This window comes from Streptomyces sp. W1SF4 (assembly GCF_003950035.1).
Taxonomy (GTDB): domain Bacteria; phylum Actinomycetota; class Actinomycetes; order Streptomycetales; family Streptomycetaceae; genus Streptomyces; species Streptomyces racemochromogenes.
On record NZ_CP034350.1, the window covers coordinates 3,939,341 to 3,958,534 of the forward strand.

At 75.1% G+C, this 19,194-nt stretch carries 15 protein-coding genes and 5 tRNA genes; 13 read left to right on the forward strand and 7 right to left on the reverse strand.

The genetic code is table 11. The annotated features are described in order from the left end of the window. Nucleotides 1-57 precede the first annotated feature (57 nt). Genes D1J60_RS18380 through D1J60_RS18390 form a run of 3 tightly spaced genes read left to right on the forward strand, consistent with a single transcriptional unit; the run spans nucleotide 58 to nucleotide 2,092 of the window. Complete coding sequence (locus D1J60_RS18380; protein ID WP_125821821.1) at nucleotides 58-495, forward strand: hypothetical protein; 438 nt, start codon at nucleotides 58-60, stop codon at nucleotides 493-495. A 50-nt stretch (nucleotides 496-545) separates the two neighbouring features. Then, nucleotides 546-1,259 (forward strand): thioredoxin domain-containing protein, encoded by a 714-nt coding sequence (locus D1J60_RS18385; protein ID WP_125821822.1) that lies wholly within the window; start codon nucleotides 546-548, stop codon nucleotides 1,257-1,259. After that, nucleotides 1,256-2,092 carry a cytochrome c biogenesis CcdA family protein gene (locus D1J60_RS18390; RefSeq protein WP_125821823.1) on the forward strand — a complete coding sequence of 279 codons (837 nt, stop codon included), beginning with the start codon at nucleotides 1,256-1,258 and terminating at the stop codon, nucleotides 2,090-2,092. The genes D1J60_RS18385 and D1J60_RS18390 overlap by 4 nt, the downstream gene beginning before the upstream one ends. 41 nt (nucleotides 2,093-2,133) lie before the next feature. Here D1J60_RS18390 and D1J60_RS18395 read toward each other — a convergent pair. The 3 genes from D1J60_RS18395 to D1J60_RS18405 form a co-directional block, all read right to left on the reverse strand. Next, nucleotides 2,134-2,207, reverse strand: a tRNA-Phe gene (locus D1J60_RS18395). Nucleotides 2,208-2,229: 22 nt separating this feature from the next. After that, nucleotides 2,230-2,303 (reverse strand) — tRNA-Asp (locus D1J60_RS18400). A gap of 38 nt (nucleotides 2,304-2,341) precedes the next feature. Continuing rightward, nucleotides 2,342-2,414: transfer RNA gene (locus tag D1J60_RS18405), tRNA-Glu, on the reverse strand. 126 nt (nucleotides 2,415-2,540) lie between these two features. Between D1J60_RS18405 and D1J60_RS18410 the strand changes: the two genes are divergently transcribed. The 9 genes from D1J60_RS18410 to D1J60_RS18450 all read left to right on the forward strand — a co-directional run bounded on the left by D1J60_RS18410 (nucleotide 2,541) and on the right by D1J60_RS18450 (nucleotide 10,332). Further along, nucleotides 2,541-2,891 carry a metallopeptidase family protein gene (locus tag D1J60_RS18410; protein WP_030225620.1) on the forward strand — a complete coding sequence of 117 codons (351 nt, stop codon included), beginning with the start codon at nucleotides 2,541-2,543 and terminating at the stop codon, nucleotides 2,889-2,891. Continuing rightward, nucleotides 2,888-3,367, forward strand: a complete 480-nt coding sequence (locus D1J60_RS18415; protein ID WP_241253313.1) for a CrcB family protein — start codon at nucleotides 2,888-2,890, stop codon at nucleotides 3,365-3,367. The genes D1J60_RS18410 and D1J60_RS18415 overlap by 4 nt, the downstream gene beginning before the upstream one ends. Then, nucleotides 3,364-3,738, forward strand: a complete 375-nt coding sequence (locus D1J60_RS18420; RefSeq protein ID WP_125821824.1) for a CrcB family protein — start codon at nucleotides 3,364-3,366, stop codon at nucleotides 3,736-3,738. Before D1J60_RS18415 ends, D1J60_RS18420 begins: the two co-directional genes overlap by 4 nt. 86 nt (nucleotides 3,739-3,824) lie before the next feature. After that, nucleotides 3,825-4,484, forward strand: coding sequence for a hypothetical protein (locus D1J60_RS18425; protein ID WP_125821825.1), 660 nt, complete (start codon nucleotides 3,825-3,827; stop codon nucleotides 4,482-4,484). Nucleotides 4,485-4,773: 289 nt separating this feature from the next. Next, a complete protein-coding gene (locus tag D1J60_RS18430; RefSeq protein WP_125821826.1) occupies nucleotides 4,774-7,029 on the forward strand; it encodes a DEAD/DEAH box helicase in 2,256 nt (751 codons plus the stop codon). Between the two features lie 183 nt (nucleotides 7,030-7,212). Continuing rightward, nucleotides 7,213-7,285 (forward strand) — tRNA-Lys (locus D1J60_RS18435). Nucleotides 7,286-7,514: 229 nt separating this feature from the next. After that, a tRNA-Met gene (locus D1J60_RS18440) sits at nucleotides 7,515-7,588 on the forward strand. A 256-nt stretch (nucleotides 7,589-7,844) separates the two neighbouring features. Then, on the forward strand, nucleotides 7,845-8,942 hold the full coding sequence (locus D1J60_RS18445) for a PP2C family protein-serine/threonine phosphatase (protein WP_241253573.1): 1,098 nt from the start codon (nucleotides 7,845-7,847) through the stop codon (nucleotides 8,940-8,942). Nucleotides 8,943-9,300: 358 nt separating this feature from the next. Next, entirely contained in the window at nucleotides 9,301-10,332 is a 1,032-nt protein-coding gene (locus D1J60_RS18450; protein WP_241253574.1) for a M23 family metallopeptidase, read from the forward strand. A 19-nt stretch (nucleotides 10,333-10,351) separates the two neighbouring features. Here the strand turns inward: D1J60_RS18450 and D1J60_RS18455 are convergent, their stop codons facing one another. The 4 genes from D1J60_RS18455 to D1J60_RS18475 form a co-directional block, all read right to left on the reverse strand. Next, the gene (locus D1J60_RS18455) at nucleotides 10,352-11,632 is read right to left on the reverse strand and encodes a PrsW family intramembrane metalloprotease (RefSeq protein WP_125821828.1); all 1,281 of its coding nucleotides are present in this window, start codon (nucleotides 11,630-11,632) and stop codon (nucleotides 10,352-10,354) included. Between the two features lie 44 nt (nucleotides 11,633-11,676). Further along, nucleotides 11,677-12,507 carry a tRNA (guanosine(46)-N7)-methyltransferase TrmB gene (trmB, locus tag D1J60_RS18460; RefSeq protein WP_241253575.1) on the reverse strand — a complete coding sequence of 277 codons (831 nt, stop codon included), beginning with the start codon at nucleotides 12,505-12,507 and terminating at the stop codon, nucleotides 11,677-11,679. 453 nt (nucleotides 12,508-12,960) lie between these two features. Then, the gene (lhgO, locus tag D1J60_RS18470) at nucleotides 12,961-14,181 is read right to left on the reverse strand and encodes an L-2-hydroxyglutarate oxidase (RefSeq protein ID WP_125821831.1); all 1,221 of its coding nucleotides are present in this window, start codon (nucleotides 14,179-14,181) and stop codon (nucleotides 12,961-12,963) included. 19 nt (nucleotides 14,182-14,200) lie between these two features. Next, a complete protein-coding gene (locus tag D1J60_RS18475) occupies nucleotides 14,201-15,874 on the reverse strand; it encodes a sporulation protein (RefSeq protein ID WP_125821832.1) in 1,674 nt (557 codons plus the stop codon). 933 nt (nucleotides 15,875-16,807) lie between these two features. Here D1J60_RS18475 and D1J60_RS18480 point away from each other — a divergent pair. Next, on the forward strand, nucleotides 16,808-18,883 hold the full coding sequence (locus D1J60_RS18480) for an asparagine synthase-related protein (protein ID WP_241253576.1): 2,076 nt from the start codon (nucleotides 16,808-16,810) through the stop codon (nucleotides 18,881-18,883). Nucleotides 18,884-19,194 lie beyond the last annotated feature (311 nt).

Genomic DNA, 19,194 nt, shown 5'->3' on the forward strand with positions numbered 1-19,194 from the left:
TCCCCGTACCATTTCGGGACGAGTCCCCCAGTTGTGCCAGTGAGAGGCCGCCCACCCTTGTCCTTCCGTCCCGGCGCGTGGCGCCTGCGGGCTGCCGCCGCGCTGGTGCTGGTCCTGGGCCTCGCCCTCGCCCTCGCCCTGGCCGGGCGCGCACCGGTGACCCCGGACCGGGACCCGGCCCGGGCGGTGGCCGCCGGCGTGGACCGGGCTCCGGCCCCGGGGACGGCCGTCGCCGCCGCGGGCGGGGCGGATCAGGCCGCCGGCCCGGCCGGGGAGCGGGGGCCCTCCTGCGATCCCGGAGGGCACGGGCACGGGCACGGGCGGGGGGCCGGGGTGCTGCCCCGGGGCGGGGTCCAGGAGCACGCGCAGCTCGCGGCCGGCCGGTACGCGCCCGAGCAGGCGCGCCCGCGCGCCGCGTCCCGCGCACGGGTGCCCGTACGGGGGCCCGACCAGCGGGCGCCCAAGCCCGTGGAGCTGTCCGTGATGCGGGTGTAGGGGGAGCCGCACCGCCGGTCCCCTTCACCACACGCAGTCCTGGAGCACCCATGTCCCGCTCGTCCCGCAAGCCCCTGCTGATCTCCGCCGGGGTCGCCGTCGCCGCCGTCGCCCTCGGGCTGGTGTCCTGGCAGGCCACCGCCCCCCAGGAGGAGCCGCGCCGCGACAGCGCCACCGCGACCGCCGCACCCCGCACCGACCCCGCCGCCGAGCTCATGGCGCTGGCCCGCCGCGAGCCCGGCGACAAGCTCGCCGTCGGCCGCGCCGACGCCCCCGTCGTCCTCATCGAGTACTCCGACTTCAAGTGCGGCTACTGCGGCAAGTTCGCCCGCGACACCGAACCCGAACTGGTGAAGCGGTACGTCGAGGACGGCACCCTGCGCATCGAGTGGCGCAACTTCCCGATCTTCGGCGCCGAGTCCGAGGCCGCCGCCAAGGCAGCCTGGGCCGCCGGGCAGCAGGACCGCTTCACCGCCTTCCACGCGGCCGCGTACGCGGAGGGCGCCAAGGCCAAGGGCTTCGGCGAGGACCGCCTCCTGGAACTGGCCCGCGAGGCCGGCGTCCCCGACCTGGACCGCTTCAAGGCCGACCTGGCCGGCGAACAGGCCGCGGCCGCCCTGCGCCGCGACCAGGAGGAGGGCTACCGCATCGGCGTCCAGTCCACCCCCTCCTTCCTCGTCAACGGGCAGCCCATCGCCGGCGCCCAGCCCCTGGACGCCTTCACCGCGGCCATCGCCAAGGCCGGGGCGGCGGCCCGGCGGTGACCCACATCGGATACCTGGCCGCCCTGCTCGGCGGCCTCCTCGCCCTGCTCAGCCCGTGCAGCGCCCTGCTGCTGCCCGCCTTCTTCGCGTACTCCATCGACTCCCGCTCACGGCTCCTGGCACGCACCGGGATCTTCTACGCGGGCCTCGCGAGCACCCTCGTACCGATGGGGGCGGCGGGCTCCTACGCGGGCCGCTTCCTCCACGGCAACCGCGACCTGCTCGTCCTCGCCGGCGGCTGGCTGATCATCGCGCTCGGCCTCGCCCAGATCCTGGGCCTCGGCTTCGCCCCGAGGCGGATCACCGAGCTGTCCGGCCGGATCCGCCCGACCACCGCCCTGTCGGTCTACGCCCTCGGCGCGGTCTACGGGCTGGCCGGCTTCTGCGCGGGCCCGATCCTCGGCAGCGTCCTGACGGTGGCCGCCGTCAGCGGCAGCCCGGCCTACGGGGGCCTGCTGCTCGCCGTGTACGCGCTCGGCATGGCCGTACCGCTGTTCGTGCTGGCCCTGCTCTGGGAGCGCTTCGACCTCGGCCGGCGGCGCTGGCTGCGCGGCCGGACCCTGCGGGCGGGCCGCCTCGAACTGCACACGACCTCGCTGCTGTCCGGGCTGTTCTTCATCACCCTGGGCGCGCTCTTCCTGGCCTACGACGGGGCGAGCGCCCTGCCCGGGCTGCTGGACGTGGACGACTCGTACGCCGTCGAGCGGTGGGTGGGTTCGGTCGCGGACGCCGTACCGGACTGGGCGCTGCTGGGCCTGGTCGCCACGGGCGCCCTCGCCGTCGGCCTGGCGCGGTGGCGGCGCTCCGCCCGGGACGGGCGACGGGAGGGGTAGAACGCGGAAGGCCCCGTCCGATGGACGGGGCCTTCCTTCTGTGGCTGGGGCCGGGGTCGAACCGGCGACCTATCGCTTTTCAGGCGATCGCTCGTACCAACTGAGCTACCCAGCCACGAGACTGTTTCCAGCCTCAGCGATCCTGACGGGACTTGAACCCGCGACCTCCACCTTGACAGGGTGGCGAGCTAACCAACTGCTCCACAGGACCTGGTGTGTGCAAGAGCAAGTCTTGCACATGGTGTTGCGTACCCCCAACGGGATTCGAACCCGTGCTACCGCCTTGAAAGGGCGGCGTCCTGGGCCACTAGACGATGAGGGCTAAAGGCCCGCCGGGCACTTTGCAGCGCGTCGGGGACGTGAGAAGCATATGGGATCGGAGGAGCTATCGCCAAAACGGTTTCCCCCCACCGGCTGCGCGCGCCCGCGGCGGGGCGACAATGGCCGGGTGCTGGAGATGACGCGCGAGGAGTTCGAGGAGCTCGTCGCAGAGGCCCTGGACCGGATTCCGCCGGAGCTGACGCGGCTGATGGACAACGTCGCCGTGTTCGTCGAGGACGAGCCGCCGGCCGACGACCCCGAGCTGCTCGGCCTGTACGAGGGGACCCCGCTGACCGAGCGCGGCGAGTGGTACGCCGGGGTGCTCCCCGACCGCATCACCATTTACCGGAACCCCACGTTGCGGATGTGCGAGGACCGGGAGAGCGTGGTCGCCGAGACGGAGGTGACGGTGGTGCACGAGATCGCCCACCACTTCGGGATCGACGACGAGCGGCTGCACGCCCTGGGCTACGGGTGACCGAGCCCGTCCCCGGCGCGGAGGCCATTGACCCCGACGTCGACCTGCACGTGCCGGCCCAGCGGGCCGAACCGCAGGGCCGGGTGCTCGCGGCGGTCGCCGCGGGCGGGGCCGTCGGCGCCTCGGCCCGGTACGGGCTGGCACTGCTGTGGCCGGCCGCGCCCGGGGCCTTCCCGTGGGCGACCTTCTGGACCAACACCGCGGGCTGCGCGCTGATCGGCGTACTCATGGTGCTGATCAGCGAGGGCGGGCGGAGCGCGCCGCACCCGCTGCTGCGGCCGTTCGCGGGGGTGGGGGTGCTGGGCGGGTTCACCACGTTCTCCACCTACGCCGTGGACTTCTCCCGGCTGCTGGACGAGGGCGAGGCGGGGACCGCGCTGGCGTACGCCGGGCTGACGGTGGTGGCCGCGCTGGGCGCGGTGTGGGCGGCGGCGTCGGTGACCCGGCTGGGGCTCGCCCGGCGGGGGAGCCGGTGAACTGGCTGCTGGTGGTGGCGGGCGCCGTCGTCGGGGCGCCGCTGCGGTACCTGACCGACCGGGCGGTGCAGGCGCGCCACGACTCCGTCTTCCCGTGGGGGACCTTCGTGGTCAACGTGGGCGCGTGCCTGCTGCTCGGGGTGCTGGCGGGGGCGGCGCTGGCCGGGGCGGGCTCCTCGCGGGTGGACCTGCTGCTGGGGACGGGGCTGTGCGGGGCGCTCAGCACCTACTCGACGTTCTCGTACGAGACGCTGCGGCTGGCCGAGCGCGGACGGCGGTTCCTCGCGGCGGCGAACGTGGCCGCGTCGGTGCTCGCGGGGCTCGGAGCGGTGACGCTCGGCTCGCAGGTGGCGCGGCAGCTGTTCGCGTAAGGGGCGTGTCTCTTACGGGGTAAAGGGAGTTGGGCTCATTGACCCGCTCATCGCGGACCCCGCCGCAGTGCTCCGGAGGTGCCCCCGTGCGCCCTTTGAACGCTTCCCTGTCCGCGTCCCTCAGACTGGCCGTCTCCGCGCTCGCGGTGGCGGCGACGGCCGGCTGCATGAGCGTCGGCGAGGACGCCGCGAAGCCGGGGCCCTCCGCTTCGGTCGGCGGCAAGGACACGGGCGGGCCCGTCGGGGCGGCGGCCGGGGGCCACGGCTCCGGGGTGCACGGCAACGGCCACGGCGTGAAGGACGGTACGGGGAACCAGGCGGGCAAGCCCGGGGAGCCCGGGAAGGCCTCCGGCGCGACCGGCGCCTCGCCCGGCCCGGGCACGCCCGCGAAGCCCGGGCAGCCCTCCCCGTCGGCCGGTCCGGGCGGCGGCGCGGGCGGCCAGGGCGGCCAGGTGCCCTCCGGGGGCGGTACGGGGGCCGGCGGCGCGGGGTCCGCGGCGGGCGGGTCCGGGTCGGGCTCGGGGTCCGGCGGCGCGGGGCCGGCCGCCGGCGGCACGGGATCCGGTTCGGGGTCCGGGTCGGGTTCGGGCTCCGGCGGGTCGGGTTCGGGCTCGGGATCCGGTTCCGGCGGCTCCGGATCCGGTTCGGGCGGGACGAGCACCCCCACGCCGGACCCCACCCCCACTGTGACGGAACCCACACCGAGCGGGTCCTCCGACGCGGGTCCCGGAGCGACCATGGCCTAGGGGTGCTCTGCCCCGGTCTGCGGGGTTCTGGGGCACCCTTCCGGGGTTCGCGTCGCTCGTCCCCGGCGCATCGCCGCAGGTCAGGTGCGGGGTCCGGGGGGTGATTTGCCAGACCCCCGGGAGGGTGCGTATGGTTATAGATCGTTTGATCCCATTGCCCGGCGCCGAATCCGAAGAGCGCCGTGTGGCGCGTACTCTCCCTAGCCGTGGCTGACCGCATTGAGGCGGTCGATTTGCGATTCACGGAGTTTGGGCGCGTGCCGAGACTCCGGAAGGTTTCGCATTTCGCATGTCCATTTCCAGTTCTGACCGTTCCGTCATGCCCGAGAACGACTCCACCGAGATCGTCGACGCCGAGACCCTCGCGGTCACCGAGGCCATGGACGCCATCGAGCGCGACGAGATCATCGAGGCCCTCGAGGCGGACGTGGCGGACGTCGCCGACGTGACCGCCGAGGCGGACGCGGCCGACGCCGACGACGCCGAGCCCACCATCACCTTCGCGGACCTCGGTCTGCCCGAGGGCGTCGTGCGCAAGCTCGGCCAGAACGGTGTCACCAGCCCGTTCCCGATCCAGGCCGCGACCATCCCGGACGCCCTGGCCGGCAAGGACATCCTCGGCCGTGGCCGCACCGGCTCCGGCAAGACCCTCTCCTTCGGTCTGCCGACCCTGGCCCGCCTGGCCGGCGGCCACACGGAGAAGAAGAAGCCCCGCGCCGTCATCCTCACCCCGACGCGCGAGCTCGCCATGCAGGTCGCCGACGCCCTCCAGCCCTACGGCGACGTCCTCGGCCTGAAGATGAAGGTCGTCTGCGGCGGCACCTCCATGGGCAACCAGATCTACGCCCTGGAGCGCGGTGTCGACGTCCTCGTCGCCACCCCCGGCCGTCTGCGCGACATCATCAACCGCGGCGCCTGCTCCCTGGAGAACGTCGAGGTCGCGGTCCTCGACGAGGCCGACCAGATGGCCGACCTGGGCTTCCTGCCCGAGGTCACCGAGCTGCTCGACCAGGTCCCGGCCGGCGGCCAGCGCATGCTCTTCTCCGCCACCATGGAGAACGAGATCGGCACCCTGGTCAAGCGCTACCTGAGCAACCCGGTCAGCCACGAGGTCGACAGCGCCCAGGGCAACGTCACGACCATGACCCACCACGTCCTCGTCGTGAAGCCGAAGGACAAGGCCCCGGTCACGGCCGCCATCGCCGCCCGCAAGGGCCGCACCATCATCTTCGTCCGCACCCAGCTGGGCGCCGACCGCATCGCCGAGCAGCTCATCGAGGCCGGCGTGAAGGCCGACGCGCTGCACGGCGGCATGACGCAGGGCGCCCGTACCCGCGTCCTCGCCGACTTCAAGGACGGCTACGTCAACGCGCTCGTCGCCACCGACGTCGCCGCCCGCGGCATCCACGTCGACGGCATCGACCTGGTCCTCAACGTGGACCCGGCCGGCGACCACAAGGACTACCTGCACCGCTCGGGCCGCACCGCCCGTGCCGGCAAGTCCGGTGTCGTCGTCTCCCTGGCCCTGCCGCACCAGCGCCGCCAGATCTTCCGCCTGATGGAGGACGCGGGCGTCGACGCCTCGCGCCACATCGTCCAGGGCGCCGGCGCGTTCGACCCGGAGGTCGCCGAGATCACCGGTGCGCGCTCGCTCACCGAGGTCCAGGCCGACTCCGCGAACAACGCCGCCAAGCAGGCCGAGCGCGAGGTCGCCGACCTGACCAAGCAGCTGGAGCGCGCCACCCGTCGCGCCGCCGAGCTGCGCGAGGAGGCCGACCGCCTCGTCGCCCGCTCCGCCCGTGAGCGCGGTGAGGACCCGGAGGCCGCTGTCGCCGAGGTCGCCGAGGCCGCCGAGGCCGAGGTCGCCGCCGCCGTGGCCGCCGTCGCCGAGCCGGTCGCCCAGGAGCGCACCTTCGAGCGCCGCGACGACCGGGGCAACTACGAGCGCCGCGACAACCGCCGTGACGACCGCGGTGGCGACCGAGGCGGTGACCGTGGTGGCTTCCGCGGTGGCGACCGTCCCTCGGGTGGCTTCCGCCGTGACGACCGTCGTGACGACAACCGTGGTGGCTTCCGCCGCGATGACCGTCCGTCGGGTGGTTTCAACCGTGACGACCGCGGTGGCGACCGTGGTGGCTTCCGCGGTGGCGACCGTCCCTCGGGTGGCTTCCGCCGTGACGACCGTCGTGACGACAACCGTGGTGGCTTCCGCCGCGATGACCGTCCGTCGGGTGGTTTCAACCGTGACGACCGCGGTGGCGACCGTGGTGGCTTCCGCGGTGGCGACCGTCCCTCGGGTGGCTTCCGCCGTGACGACCGTCGTGACGACAACCGTGGTGGCTTCCGCCGCGATGACCGTCCGTCGGGTGGTTTCAACCGTGACGACCGCGGTGGCGACCGTGGCGGCTTCCGCCGCGACGACCGTCCCTCCGGTGGCTTCCGCCGCGACGACCGTCCGTCGGGCGGCTTCAACCGCGACGACCGCGGTGGCGACCGTGGTGGCTTCCGCCGCGAGGACAAGCCCCGCTGGAAGCGCAACGGCTGACGCCTGAGCGTCACCTGACGAGGACTCGGCCCCCACAGCACTCCGGTGCGGTGGGGGCCGAGCCCATTTCCGGCCGTTTCGCCCCACCCGCACCGGATGGCGGGAAACCGCCGGAGCCACACCCGGCGATACCCGATCGGTCCGCGGCCCCTCTCCGGCTATGCTCTGGGGTGAGCACCTGGAGGGCCATTAGCTCAATTGGCAGAGCAGCGGACTTTTAATCCGTTGGTTGTCGGTTCGAGTCCGACATGGCCTACCGCTCGCAGGGCGGGGGATCTCCCCGGAACCTGCGCCGAGCGCCCCGTCCGACTTCTTCGGACGGGGCGCTCGGTCGTTCCGGGGGCCGGCCGGTGGCCTGATCCCGTCCCCACCGGGATTTGACCAGTTAAAGAGGCTCTGACCTGCGCTTATGCGGTTTCGGAGGGGTGTGGGCGAGTTAATTGGCGGGAGACGTCCCCCGGATGACGTAGAGTTGGGTTTACCGACGCGGGGTGGAGCAGCTCGGTAGCTCGCTGGGCTCATAACCCAGAGGTCGCAGGTTCAAATCCTGTCCCCGCTACTCAGAACGAAGGCCCGGTTCCTTTTGGAACCGGGCCTTCGTCGTGTCTGCGTCGGGGTGCTGGAGTGGGTGCCGGGGTGTGGGTGCCCGGGTCACCCCTTCGGACCGGTCCGGTCGCCGTGCGGGGGCCGCTGCCGCCAGCCTGGAGGGGCGGGGCGCGACCGGGCGGCGGGAGAGCAGCGTGGTGCTGGGCCGGCAGGGCAGGGACGGCGGTGCGGACGTCAGTGCGGACGGTGCCGCCCGGCGGGTGGTGCGGATGCTGCCGGTGCTGCTGATCGTGCTGGGGACGCTCTTCGACCTCGCCACCCCTCCCAGCTTCACCGGATCCCCCTTCTTCACCGCGGCCCCGCTGATCGCGGCGCCGCTGTTCACCCTGCGGGCGACCGCGCTGACCGGGATCGCCGCCTCGCTGGTCGTCGTGGCCCTGCACATCCACAACGGCACCAGCTGGAAGGTGGAGGCGCTGACCGAGCTGGCGACGGTGGTGACCGTCTCCGGGCTGGCCCTGCTGATCAACCGCGTCGTACGGCGCAGCGGTGAGCGGCTCGCGTCGGCGCGCGGGATCGCCGAGGCCGTGCAGCGGGCCGTGCTGCCCACGCCGGCCGAGCGGATCGCGGGGCTGCACGTCTGCGCCCGGTACGAGGCCGCGCAGGCCGACGCCTTCATCGGCGGGGACCTCTACGCCGTCCAGGACACCCCGTACGGCGTGCGGTTCGCGGTGGGCGACGTACGCGGCAAGGGGCTGGGGGCCGTGGAGGCCGTCGCCGTGGTGCTGGGGGCCTTCCGGGAGGCGGCGGAGACCGAGCCGACCCTGGAGGGCCTCGCACGGCGCCTGGAGCGCGCCCTGAGCCGGGAGGGGACGCGGCGGGGCAGCCTGGACGCGGTGGAGGGGTTCACGACGTGCGTGCTCGGCGAGATCCCGCCCGGCGCCGCACGGCTGCGGCTGCTGAACCGGGGCCACCCCGAGCCGCTGCTGCTGTACGCGGACGGCGGCCTGGAGGCCCTGGCCCCGGCCGAGCCGGCGCTGCCGCTGGGCCTGGGCGAGCTGGCGGCGGACGCGGTGTCCCGGCCGGGGGAATGGCCCTTCCCGCCGGGCAGCACGCTGCTCCTCTACACCGACGGGCTGACCGAGGCGCGGGACGGGTCGGGCACCTTCTACGATCCGGCGGCCCGGCTGCGGGGGCGGGTCTTCCCGGGGCCGGACGAGCTGCTGGGCGCGCTCAGCAGCGATGTGCGGCGGCACACCGGCGGCGGCACGACCGACGACATGGCGCTGCTCGCGGTGGGGCGGGCGGGGGAGGGGCAGCCGGAGCGCAGGAAGACGGTCCCGGTGGTGCGCCGCGACGGCCCCTGAACGGGTGCCGGGTGCCGGACGGCGGGCGGCCTGGTCACCTTGCGTGGCCGAAGGGGTGCCCTGCGCGAAGGTCTTGACAGGGCGTCATCGAGCCCCTGTGGCTGAAGTGATGGGGGTGAGGCGAGGGAATCGCCCCGAGTTGTCGCCCTGTGGGGCGAATGTAGAGGCCAAAGCCGTTCGGGGCGTGGCCGATTGGTGTTAACGATCAGTCGCTTCGGCTTGGAATCATTCCCCCGCGTAGATTACCTTTCGATAACGCAGCGCGGTCGTCCCAGCCGTCGCAACGACGGCACCCGTGTGCGTTCTCGCCCATGAGGAGTGTGCCCCCGTGGCCTCCAACTCGCCTGCCCCTGACGGTATCGACGTCCAGGAGACGCCCACCGCAGGAGCCTGGGGCGAATGGAATCCCACGGAGGACTCCGCCCGCCCGCTCCGCGGCAAGCACCGCGTCCTCAAGCCGCGCGGCGGACTCGCCCGCAGCTCCACCGTGCTCGGCGTCGGCGTGATCGCCGCGGTCGGCGCCGGCGGCATCGCCACCGCGCAGGACCGGCCCCAGGTCTCCATATCCATGCCCGACCTGCTCGGCGGCGGGAGCGGCCACTCCGGCAGCGGCGGCGACGCCGTACGGAGCGCCGCCGCGGCCGACACCGGCACGGGCACCGGCGTCGCGGGCGGTACGGAGACCCCCGCGGCGGCGCAGCAGGGCGGCGACGCCGGCGAGGCGCTGCTCAGCCGGATCCTCCTCCAGGCCGAATCGCAGCAGGACGCCGACCAGGCCCAGGCCCGCGCGGACGCCGAGCGGACCGCGCGCGAGGCCGCCGCCCAGGAGGCCAAGGCCCAGAAGGAAGCCGCCGACAAGGAGGCCGAGACGGCCCGCGCCGCCGCCGAGCAGGCTGCCGCCGCGGAGAAGGAGGCCGCGGAGAAGGCCGCCGCCGAGCAGACCGCCACCAAGGCGGCCACCGGTTCGGGTCCGGGCTCCGGTTCGCAGTCGGCGGGCGGCTGGTCCCTGCCGACCTCCTCCTACACCCTCACCTCCCACTACGGGGTCGCCGGCTCCATGTGGTCCTCCGGCTACCACACCGGCCTCGACTTCGCCGCCCCGACCGGCACCCCCGTCAAGGCCGTGGGCAGCGGCACGGTCATCTCCGCCGGCTGGTCCGGGGCGTACGGCTACCGGATCGTGCTCAAGCTCGACGACGGTACCGAGATCTGGTACTGCCACCTCTCCTCGATGTCCGTGACCTCCGGCTCCGTCGGCGCCGGCGAGACCATCGGCCGGGTCGGCGCGACCGGCAACGTCACCGGCGCCCACCTCCACCTCGAGGTGCGCAAGGGCGGCTCCACGGTCGACCCCCTGGCCTGGCTGGGCTCGAAGGGCCTCGACGTCTGACGCACGCCCCTGCGGGCGCCTAGCCGGGCGCGGGCGACAGCTCCGGAGTCCTGGACACCGGTACGAAGACCCGCGCGGGCGCCGGGGCCGCGGTCTGCGGGGGCCGGTGCGGGGCGGGCAGCAGCTCCTCCAGTACGGCCGCCCGGGCCAGCGCGGGCGCGGCCGTCGCCCGGCGGTGCCAGAGCCGGTGCAGCAACTCGCGCTCCCGCTCGGCGAATTCCGGGTCCCGGCCGCCCGGACCCGAGCGGCGGGCGTGCCGGCGGAGCAGGGCCAGGGCGGCGGCGTCCGCCGCGTACCGGGACACCGCGCGGGCGGCGGGGCGGCCTCCGCTGCGGCGGGCGAGGGCCCGGGCCAGTGACCGGGCCGGCATCGAAGCCAGGGCCGGCACCTCCGCCGGACTGAGCCAGCCCGCGGCGGCGTACACCGACAGCTCGGCGGCGACGGCCCGCAGGCGCTGGCGCCGGACCCGCACGGCCAGCCACAGCAGCAGCCCGAACGCCGGGACCATCACGCAGCCGTAGACCAGGTAGAAACCGTACTCACCGAAGTGCGAGGAACCGTTCCACAACGCGTGGGCGCCCATGGCGAGGCCCAGGCCCAGCAGGGGCAGGCCGGTCCTGCGCGCACGGCGGGCGGTGAGCGCGGCAGCGCCGAAGCCGAGGCCGGTGAGCACCGTGAAGAGCGGGTGCGCGAACGGGGAGAGCACCACCCGCACGAAGAACGTCGCCGCCGTCACGGAGTCCAGCACCCGGGTGCCGTTGGCCAGGTCCTCCTCGAAGGCGTTGCCCAGGTAGAGGATGTTCTCGGTGAAGGCGAAGCCGGTGGCGGTGAACCCGGCGAGCACGATCCCGTCGGCGGCGCCGGCCAGCCGCCGTCTTCGGAAGACGAACACCAGGAGCAGCGCCGCGGCCTTCGCGGTCTCCTCCACCACCGGGGCGACCGCGACCGAGCCGAGCCGGTCGGCGGCGGACGGGTCGGTGGAGGCCGCGGCCATCCACTCCGTGGCGAAGCTGTTGGCCAGTATCGCGATCAGCGCCGCGGTGCAGGCCCCCCAGCCGAAGCAGAACAGCAGCTGCCGCCAGGGGCCCGGCGCGGCCCGGCCGAGCCACCGGAACGCCGCCATCAGCGGCGGCACCGGCAGCAGGGCCAGGCCCAGACCCACGAAGAACCCGGCCGTGCCGGTCTGCTCCCGCACGAGCTCCAGGATCACGGCCCCGGTGGCGGTGAGCAGCGCGCCGAGCACGCACGTGCGGGCCGTGCCCGACGGGCGTGCGAGCACACGGGAGAGCGCTCGGTACACATGATGACCCTAGCGAGCGGGTCGGACACTCGGAGTGACGTTTGTCAGTTCTTGGAGTCAGGTTCGACTGCCGGTTCGATCTCCTCGGCGCCGCGGCGGGCGAAGAGGAGGTCGTGGACGACGTGGCCCTTGTCCAGGCCCTGCCCCTCGAACCGGGTGAGCGGGCGGAACTCGGGCCGCGGCGCGTATCCGCCGTCGGCCTGGGTGTTCACGAACTCCGGGTGCGCGGTGAGGACTTCGAGCATCTGCTCGGCGTAGTCCTCCCAGTCCGTCGCGCAGTGCAGCAGGGCCCCGGGCGCCAGGCGGGTGGCGGCCAGGTCGAGGAACTCGGGCTGGATCAGCCGCCGCTTGTGGTGACGGGCCTTGGGCCACGGGTCCGGGAAGTACACGCGCATCCCGGTGAGGGAGGCCGGCGGGAGCATCTCGCGGAGCAGGATGATCGCGTCGCCGTTGGCCACGCGGACGTTGGTCATCCCGCCGCGCTCGGCGAGGGCGAGCAGGTTGCCCTGGCCGGGGGTGTGGACGTCGGCGGCGAGAATGCCGGTGGAGGGGTCGGCGGCGGCCATCTGGGCAGTGGCCTCGCCCATGCCGAAGCCGATCTCCAGGACGACGGGGAGCCCGCCGAAGAGCTTCTCCAGATCGATGACCTCGCGGCCGTCGATGTCGAGCCCCCAGGTACCCCACAGCCGCTTCAGTGCCTCGCCCTGGCCGGTGGTCACCCGGCTGCGGCGCGGCTGGAAGCTGCGGATCCGGCGCTCGTGGTGCGAACCGGCGGGGTCGGGCGCGGGACCGTCGGGGAACCGCGGCTCGGTGCGCCACTTGGGCGGCGTGTACGCCTCCGGCGGGGAGTCGGGGAGGCCGGGCTGGGGATTCAGGGGCTCAGACACAATGCCGAGATTCTACGTCGGCCCCCGACTCCGCCCCGGCGGGCGCGGCTGCCGCGCCCGGCGCCGTCCTCGGCGGCCGCTGCGCGGGGCTGGTCCCCTATCCGCCCTTCGCCCGTTCCCCGGGGCTGCGCCCCGGAACCCCCTGGGGGCTCCGCCCCCAGACCCCCGCGCCTCAAACGCCGGCGAGGCTGGATTCTCCAGCCCGCGCGACGTTTGAGCGCACCGGGCGCGGAGCGTCCGGTAACGGGGTCAGGGGCAGCGCCCCTGGGAACGGTGGAAGGGCGGGTAGGGGACCCCGCCCCGCGCAGCGGCACACCACCCGCAGACGACCCACACGCCCCGCCACCCGAACCGGCCCCGCCCCGCACCCGACGGACGGAGTCCGGCGCAGCGGCGCGAAGCCGGGGAGGCCACCTGCGGCCGAGCCGCGCGAGCGACGCGTCAAGAAGAGGAGAGGTGGGCGAGGGCGCGCCCGGCGATCTCGCGGCCGATCGGCAGGGACGCGGTCGCCGCCGGCGACGGGGCGTTCAGGACGTGCACCGTGCGCGGCGCCTCGCGGATGAGGAAGTCGTCGACGAGGGTGCCGTCCCGCAGCACCGCCTGCGCCCGCACCCCGGCCGCCGCCGGGGTGAGGTCCGCCTCCGTGACGGCCGGCAGCAGGCGGCGCACGGCCTCGGTGAAGGCCCGCTTCGACAGCGAGCGGTGGATCTCCCCCGCCCCGTACCGCCAGTGCCGCCCGGCCATCCGCCAGGATCCCGGCCACGCCAGTTCCGTGGCGATGTCCCGCGGGCGGACCGTGCCCCAGCCGTAGCCCTCGCGGGCCAGGGCCGGGACGGCGTTCGGGCCGACGTGGACCCCGCCGCCGATGCCGCGGGTCAGGTGCACGCCGAGGAAGGGGAACGCCGGGTCGGGCACCGGGTAGACCAGGCCCCGGACCAGGTCCGGGCGGGCCAGGTCGTGGTACTCGCCCCGGAAGGGGATGATCCGCATGCCCGGGTCGTCCCCGGCCAGGCGGGCCACCCGGTCGCACTGGAGCCCCGCGCAGTTCACCAGGACGCGGGCGCGGAACACCCGGCCCGAGGTGGTGCGGACCGCCACCGCCGAAGGCCGGCGCGAGATCAGGTCCGCCTCCGCGCCGTAGACGACCTCCGCCCCGGATTCCTCGGCGAGCCGCGCCGCGACCTGCCCGTAGTCCACGATCCCGGTGGTGCCGACGTGGATCGCGGCGAGGCCCCGGACGTGCGGCTCGTACTCCGTGATCTGGGCCGGCCCCAGCTCGCGCACCGGGATGCCGTTCTCCCGGCCGCGCTGGACGAGGGAGTGCAGCCGCGGCAGCTCCGACCGCTCGGTGGCGACGATCAGCTTGCCCGTCACCTCGTGCGGGATGCCGTGCTCCGCGCAGAACTTGACCATCTCGGCGGCACCGGCCACCGCGAAGCGCGCCTTGAGCGAGCCCGGGCGGTAGTAGATGCCGCTGTGGATCACCCCGCTGTTGCGGCCCGTCTGGTGCCGGGCCGGGGCGGACTCCTTCTCCAGTACGGTCACCCGGGTTCCCGGGGCCAGCCGTGACAGGGCATGGGCTGTCGACAAGCCGACGATCCCGCCACCGATCACCAGCACGTCGCAATCCACGCTGACACCTCCCACCCCTGCATACTGCACCCCACCACCGACAACCGGGCTACGCGGGGGCCACCAGAAGCGGCCGGGCGCGCTCGCGCAGCTCCGCGACCCTCGGTTCGTCCCCGTACGGTTCGAGCCTGTGCAGCAGGTCACGCACGTACTCGGTCGTCCGCGCCGAGGAGATCCGGCCCGCGACCTCGACGGCACGGGTGCCCGCCGCGCACGCCGCGTCCAGGTTCCCCGACTCCAGCTCGGCGACCGCGCTCACCACCAGGCGCAGCCCGTGCGAGCGTACGTACTCCTCCGTGGGGCGCGACAGCGCCTGCTCCGTGAAGCGGCGCACCTGACGGGGGAGTTTGAGGTCCCGGTAGCACTCCGCCGCATCCGCCGCGAATCGGTCGTACGAGTAGAAACCCAGCCATGTCGGGTCGGAATCGCCCTCCCGTGAACGCTCCAGCCAGCCCTCCGAGGCCCGCAGCGCCGCCCCGGCGGCCGCCGAGTCGCCCGCCTTCGCGTGGGCCCGCGCCTCGACCAGCCGGAAGAAGCTCATCGTGCGGGCGGTGGCGAGGCCGCGGTTGCGCTCGACGGCGGCCTGCGCGAGGTCCACGCCCTCGTCGGGGAAGTCCCGGTAGGTCGCCTGGAGGGACATCGAGGCCAGCACGTACCCGCCCAGCGGGACGTCGGCGGCCGCCCGGGCCAGGCGCAGCGCCTGGATGTAGTAGCGCTGCGCGGCCTCCTGCTGGCCGGTGTCGAAGGCCATCCAGCCGGCCAGCCTGGTCAGTTCGGCGGTCGCCCCGAAGAGGGCGCGCCCCACCTCGTCGGTGTAGGAGCCGAGCAGCAGCGGTGCCGCGTCGACCCGCAGGCACTCCGGGACCATCGACGAACGCCAGTCCCCGCCGCCGTACTTGGAGTCCCAGCGGCGCGCGTCCTCGGCGGCCTCCCGCAGCTTCGCCACGTCGCTGTGACCCACGCGCTGCGGGGAGGCGTCCGGGACGGGCCGCACGGCGGCGGCGGTGGCCGCCGCCGCGACGGCCGGTGGCGCGGTTTCGGGCCCGGAGCGCGCGGGCACAACGCCCTGCGCGGGGGTTTCCGGCGTCCGCCGCAGCGGGGCGGCCGTGACGGGGGCCGGGGCGGCTGCGGGGGCCGGTGAGGGGGCCGGTGCGGGCGCCGACGGGGGTACAGGGCCCTGGGCGGCCGAGGCCGCGGCTGTGGGTGCCGCGTCCGGGGTGGCGGGGCGCGGGTCGCCGGCGGGGCCCGGTTCGCGGGCCACCGAGCTGTCGGCCGGAGATATCAGCCACCGCGAGGCGGGCGTCGCGTACGCCGACACCGAGAACGAGCCCGCGAGCGACTGCCAGATCCCGCCACCACCGCGCCGACCGGCGAGGTCCAGCCGGTACAGGTCGGTCGCCGAGCGCACCGCCGCCCCGATGTCGCGCGGGAAGGCCAGCCCGACCTCCGGCGCCGGATCGGCGTCCGCCAGCCCGATCTCGTGCAACGGAACCGGCCGGCCCAGCTTCGCGCCGATGGCTGCGGCGATCAGGTGCGGGGCCGCGCCCTGCGGCACCATCCCCTTGGACACCCACCGCGCCACCGACGTCTTGTCGTACCGGAGCGTCAGACCGCGCTGCGCGCCCAGGTCGTTGACCCGCCGGGCCAGCCCGGCGTTGCTGATGCCCGCCAGGGCGAGGACGGCGCCGAGCTTCTCGTTGGGCTCGCGGAGCTCCCTGGACATGCGCCACCCCTCGTCACACGCGGAACGCAGACGCCGCCGGGGCATAGGCGCCCGGCATTTCGTAAACCCAGCGTAGTTCCCCGCCTCCCAAGCGTTAAGGCCCCGACTTCCGTATGGCGGGATTGTTGTCCGTATGCACAGCCGGCCCCGGGGGTCGTGCCCCGGGCGCACGTGTCCGCTCGTGCTCCGGCCGTGTGGCCGTGCGCCCGGCCGTGCGCTCTGGCCGCTGCCGGGACCCGGCGATTCGATGTGCGGTGCGTGGGTCGGCCCGCCGCGTGGATCCGGTGGGCCGGGGGATGCCGCTGCCTCAATCCCCGCGGGTGGCGGAACGGTCCGGGAGGTGGCAGACGCCTCCCGGACCGCGCCCCGCGGCCTCCCGGGCTCCCCGCGCGAGGGCCCGTACCAGCCCTCAGTGCGGCCGAAGAATGGCCGAAACCGACCTATGGGGCGGTGGGAACGGAACGCCAAATACCGTGTGGCCGGGGCGTGTTCGTTTACATGTGCGCCCCCCGAAGCCACTCTCGCACGCCCTTCTCGTGGCAGCATGGACCCCGAGCCACCCGGGGTCCCGCCGGCCGCGCCCTCCGAGCGCCGACGCACGCCGACGCACGCCGTCCGTGTCGTCCCGGCCGTCCGTTGCCCCGGTCATTTGCCCACGGGCTGGGGGAGGCGGCGGTGCGCTGGTTGGTCGGCTGGAGCAGTATCGCCGCGAGCTTCGGCACGGCCGGGCGGGTCCCGTCCGGCCCCGGCGGCTCATCGGACCCCCACGGCTCCGGCAACGGCCACGGACCCCACGGCCGCGGCGCCGACGGGTACGGATCCGCGTACGGCAACGGCGGACACGGCGCCCCGTACGGCACCGGCTCCAGCGGCCACGGATCCCCCTACGGCGGCCCCTCCCGACCCCACCCCCAGCCGCCGCAGCACGGCGGCATCGCCGACGCCGCCTACGCCGACGACCCCGCCGCCCAGGACGCCGAACGCACCGTCCACCCCGTCGGCGCCCAGCTCCTGTGGGGCGACCCCGACCCCCTCTGGGCCGTCGGCGACTGGCGCCCGGACGAGATCCGCACCGTCACCGCCGACCCCGCGGACCCCTTCACCCGCCTCGCCGTCCTCGGCTGCTGCGGCGCCACCGACGCCGAACTCCGCCGCGCCCTCTACGCCGCCCGCGGCGGCGCCCTGCGCCACCTCACCGACTGGCCCGGCAGCTACACCGCCGTCGTCCAGGCCGGACGCCGCATCACCGTCCTCGGCGACCTCGCGGGCGCCCGCCCCGTCTTCTACACCCCCTGGGCCGGCGGCACCGCCTACGCCACCGCCGCGCTCCCCCTCGCCGACCTCATCGAGGCGCAGCTCGACGTCGGCCACCTCGCCGCCCTCCTCGCCTGCCCCGACAGCCCCGAGGCACTGGGCGACGGCACACCCTACGAAGGCGTCCGGCGCATCCCGCCCGGCCACGCCCTGATCCTGCGCGAGGGCTCCCGGGAGATCACCGGCTACGAACAAGTGGCCTCCCTCGCCGTCGCCGCCCCCGAAGCCGACCCCGAACGCGCCGTGGAGGGCGTACGGGAAGCGTTGACCGCCGCGGTGCGCGCCCGGCTCACGGCACCGAGGCATGCCCCCGAGACCCTGCTCCCCGACCCCGGACCCGTGCCCGGAATGGGCCCCGCCGACCGGCGCGCGGCCCGCGGCGCCCCCGCGCCCGGCGTCGGCGCCGACCTCTCCGGCGGCACCGCCTCCGCGACGCTCGCCCTCCTCGCCGCCGGCCTGCCCGGCGCCCCCGGCACCCTCCCGGGCTCCGGCTCACGGCTCCTCGCCGTCACCTTCAACGACCTCGCCACCCCGCGGGGCCGCGAGGGCGAACTCGAACGCGCCCACGCCCTCGCCGCCGACCCCCGGCTCCACCACGTCGTCGTGGCCGCCGCCGAGGAAGCGCTCCCCTACGCGGAACTCGACGGCCCCCTCACCGACGAACCCGGCCCCTCCCTCGTCTCCGCCGCCCGCGAGCGCCGCCGCCTCGCCGCCGGCTCCGCCGACCACTTCACCGGACACGGAGCCCGCCGCGTCCTCGACGCCCACCCCGCCCGCATGGCCGACCTCCTGCTCGACCGCCGCCGCCGCCACCTGCTGCGCCCCGTCGCCGCCCTCGCCCGCTCCGCTCCCGCCGACCCGCTGCTCGTCCCCTTCTCCGTCTACACGGCCGCCCGCCGCCTCGCCCGTACGCCGTACCGCGCGGGCATGGAGGCCGCCGCGGCCCGGCTCCGGGAGGGCGGTGCGGCCGTCGCCGCCGCCTCGGGGCCGGTCGACGCCTCGCTCGCCGCCCTCACCTGGTCCCGCCCCGGCCCCGCCGCGGGCTGGCTCACCGGCGAAGCCCTCGCGGAAGTATCGATCCGGCTGCGCGCCGCCGCCGGCCGGCCCCCGCTCTCGCTGCGGCCCGGCGAGGCCCGCGCCCGCGCCCTGCTGGCCCGGCACGCCGCCGACCACCGCGTCTTCGAGCAGGCCGTGGAGGTCCGCAGCCAGCGCCTGCACGCGCCGTTCCTCGACAACCAGGTCGTACGGGCCGCGCGCGCCCTGCCCGAGTCCCTGCGCGTCCAGCCCGGGGCCCGCGCCGAGATCCTGCGCAGCGTCCTGTCCTCCGCCGGGGTGCGCGAACTCCCGCCCGGCTGGGGCGCCACGGCCCACACCCCGAACGAGAACGCCACCCGCCTGGGGCTGCGGGCCGCCCTCACCTCCCTGCTGGCCCTCTTCGCGGCGCCGCTCCTCGCGGACGCGGGCCTCGTCGACGCCCGGGTGGTGCAGCAGGCCCTCATCGACGCGGCGGAGGGGCGGCCGGTGCCGCTCGACGGGCTCGCGGAACTCGTCTCGATGGAACTGTGGCTCCGCCGCCTCCTGGCCCGCCGCGGCACCTGCTGGACCGGCACCTCCACCCCCCGCCGCCGCGCGGTCCCACCCCTGGACACCCCCCTCCCCCGCCTACCCCCCAGAGCCCTCCCAGCAGGCCGCTGAAGCCCCGCCGGCCCCTCCGCCCCCTCCAGCCCCGCCGGCGTTTGAGGCGCGGGGGTCCGGGGCGGAGCCCCCAGAAGCGGGTCCGGGCGCAGCCCGGGGAACGGTGGAAGGGCGGGTAGGGGACAAGCTCGCGCAGAGCCCCACCCCACCGGCCCCGCCCACGGCCCGGCCCATGGCCCCGGCCCCGCCCACGGCCCGGCACGCCGGCCAAGCCCCGGCCGCCCGCCCCAGGCCTCGACCTCGGCCCCCAGCCAGCGGCCCCCGCCCCCGGCCGCCCCGCCGAAAACCCCCACCCACCCCCGGCAGGGGCA

Coding starts and splice junctions, on each gene's coding strand:
- D1J60_RS18475 (WP_125821832.1), bottom strand. CDS start 15,874: ATGTCCAGGGAGCTCCGCGAGCCCAACGAGAAGCTCGGCGCCGTCCTC.
- D1J60_RS18445 (WP_241253573.1), top strand. CDS start 7,845: ATGCTGCCGGTGCTGCTGATCGTGCTGGGGACGCTCTTCGACCTCGCC.
- D1J60_RS18430 (WP_125821826.1), top strand. CDS start 4,774: ATGTCCATTTCCAGTTCTGACCGTTCCGTCATGCCCGAGAACGACTCC.
- D1J60_RS18385 (WP_125821822.1), top strand. CDS start 546: ATGTCCCGCTCGTCCCGCAAGCCCCTGCTGATCTCCGCCGGGGTCGCC.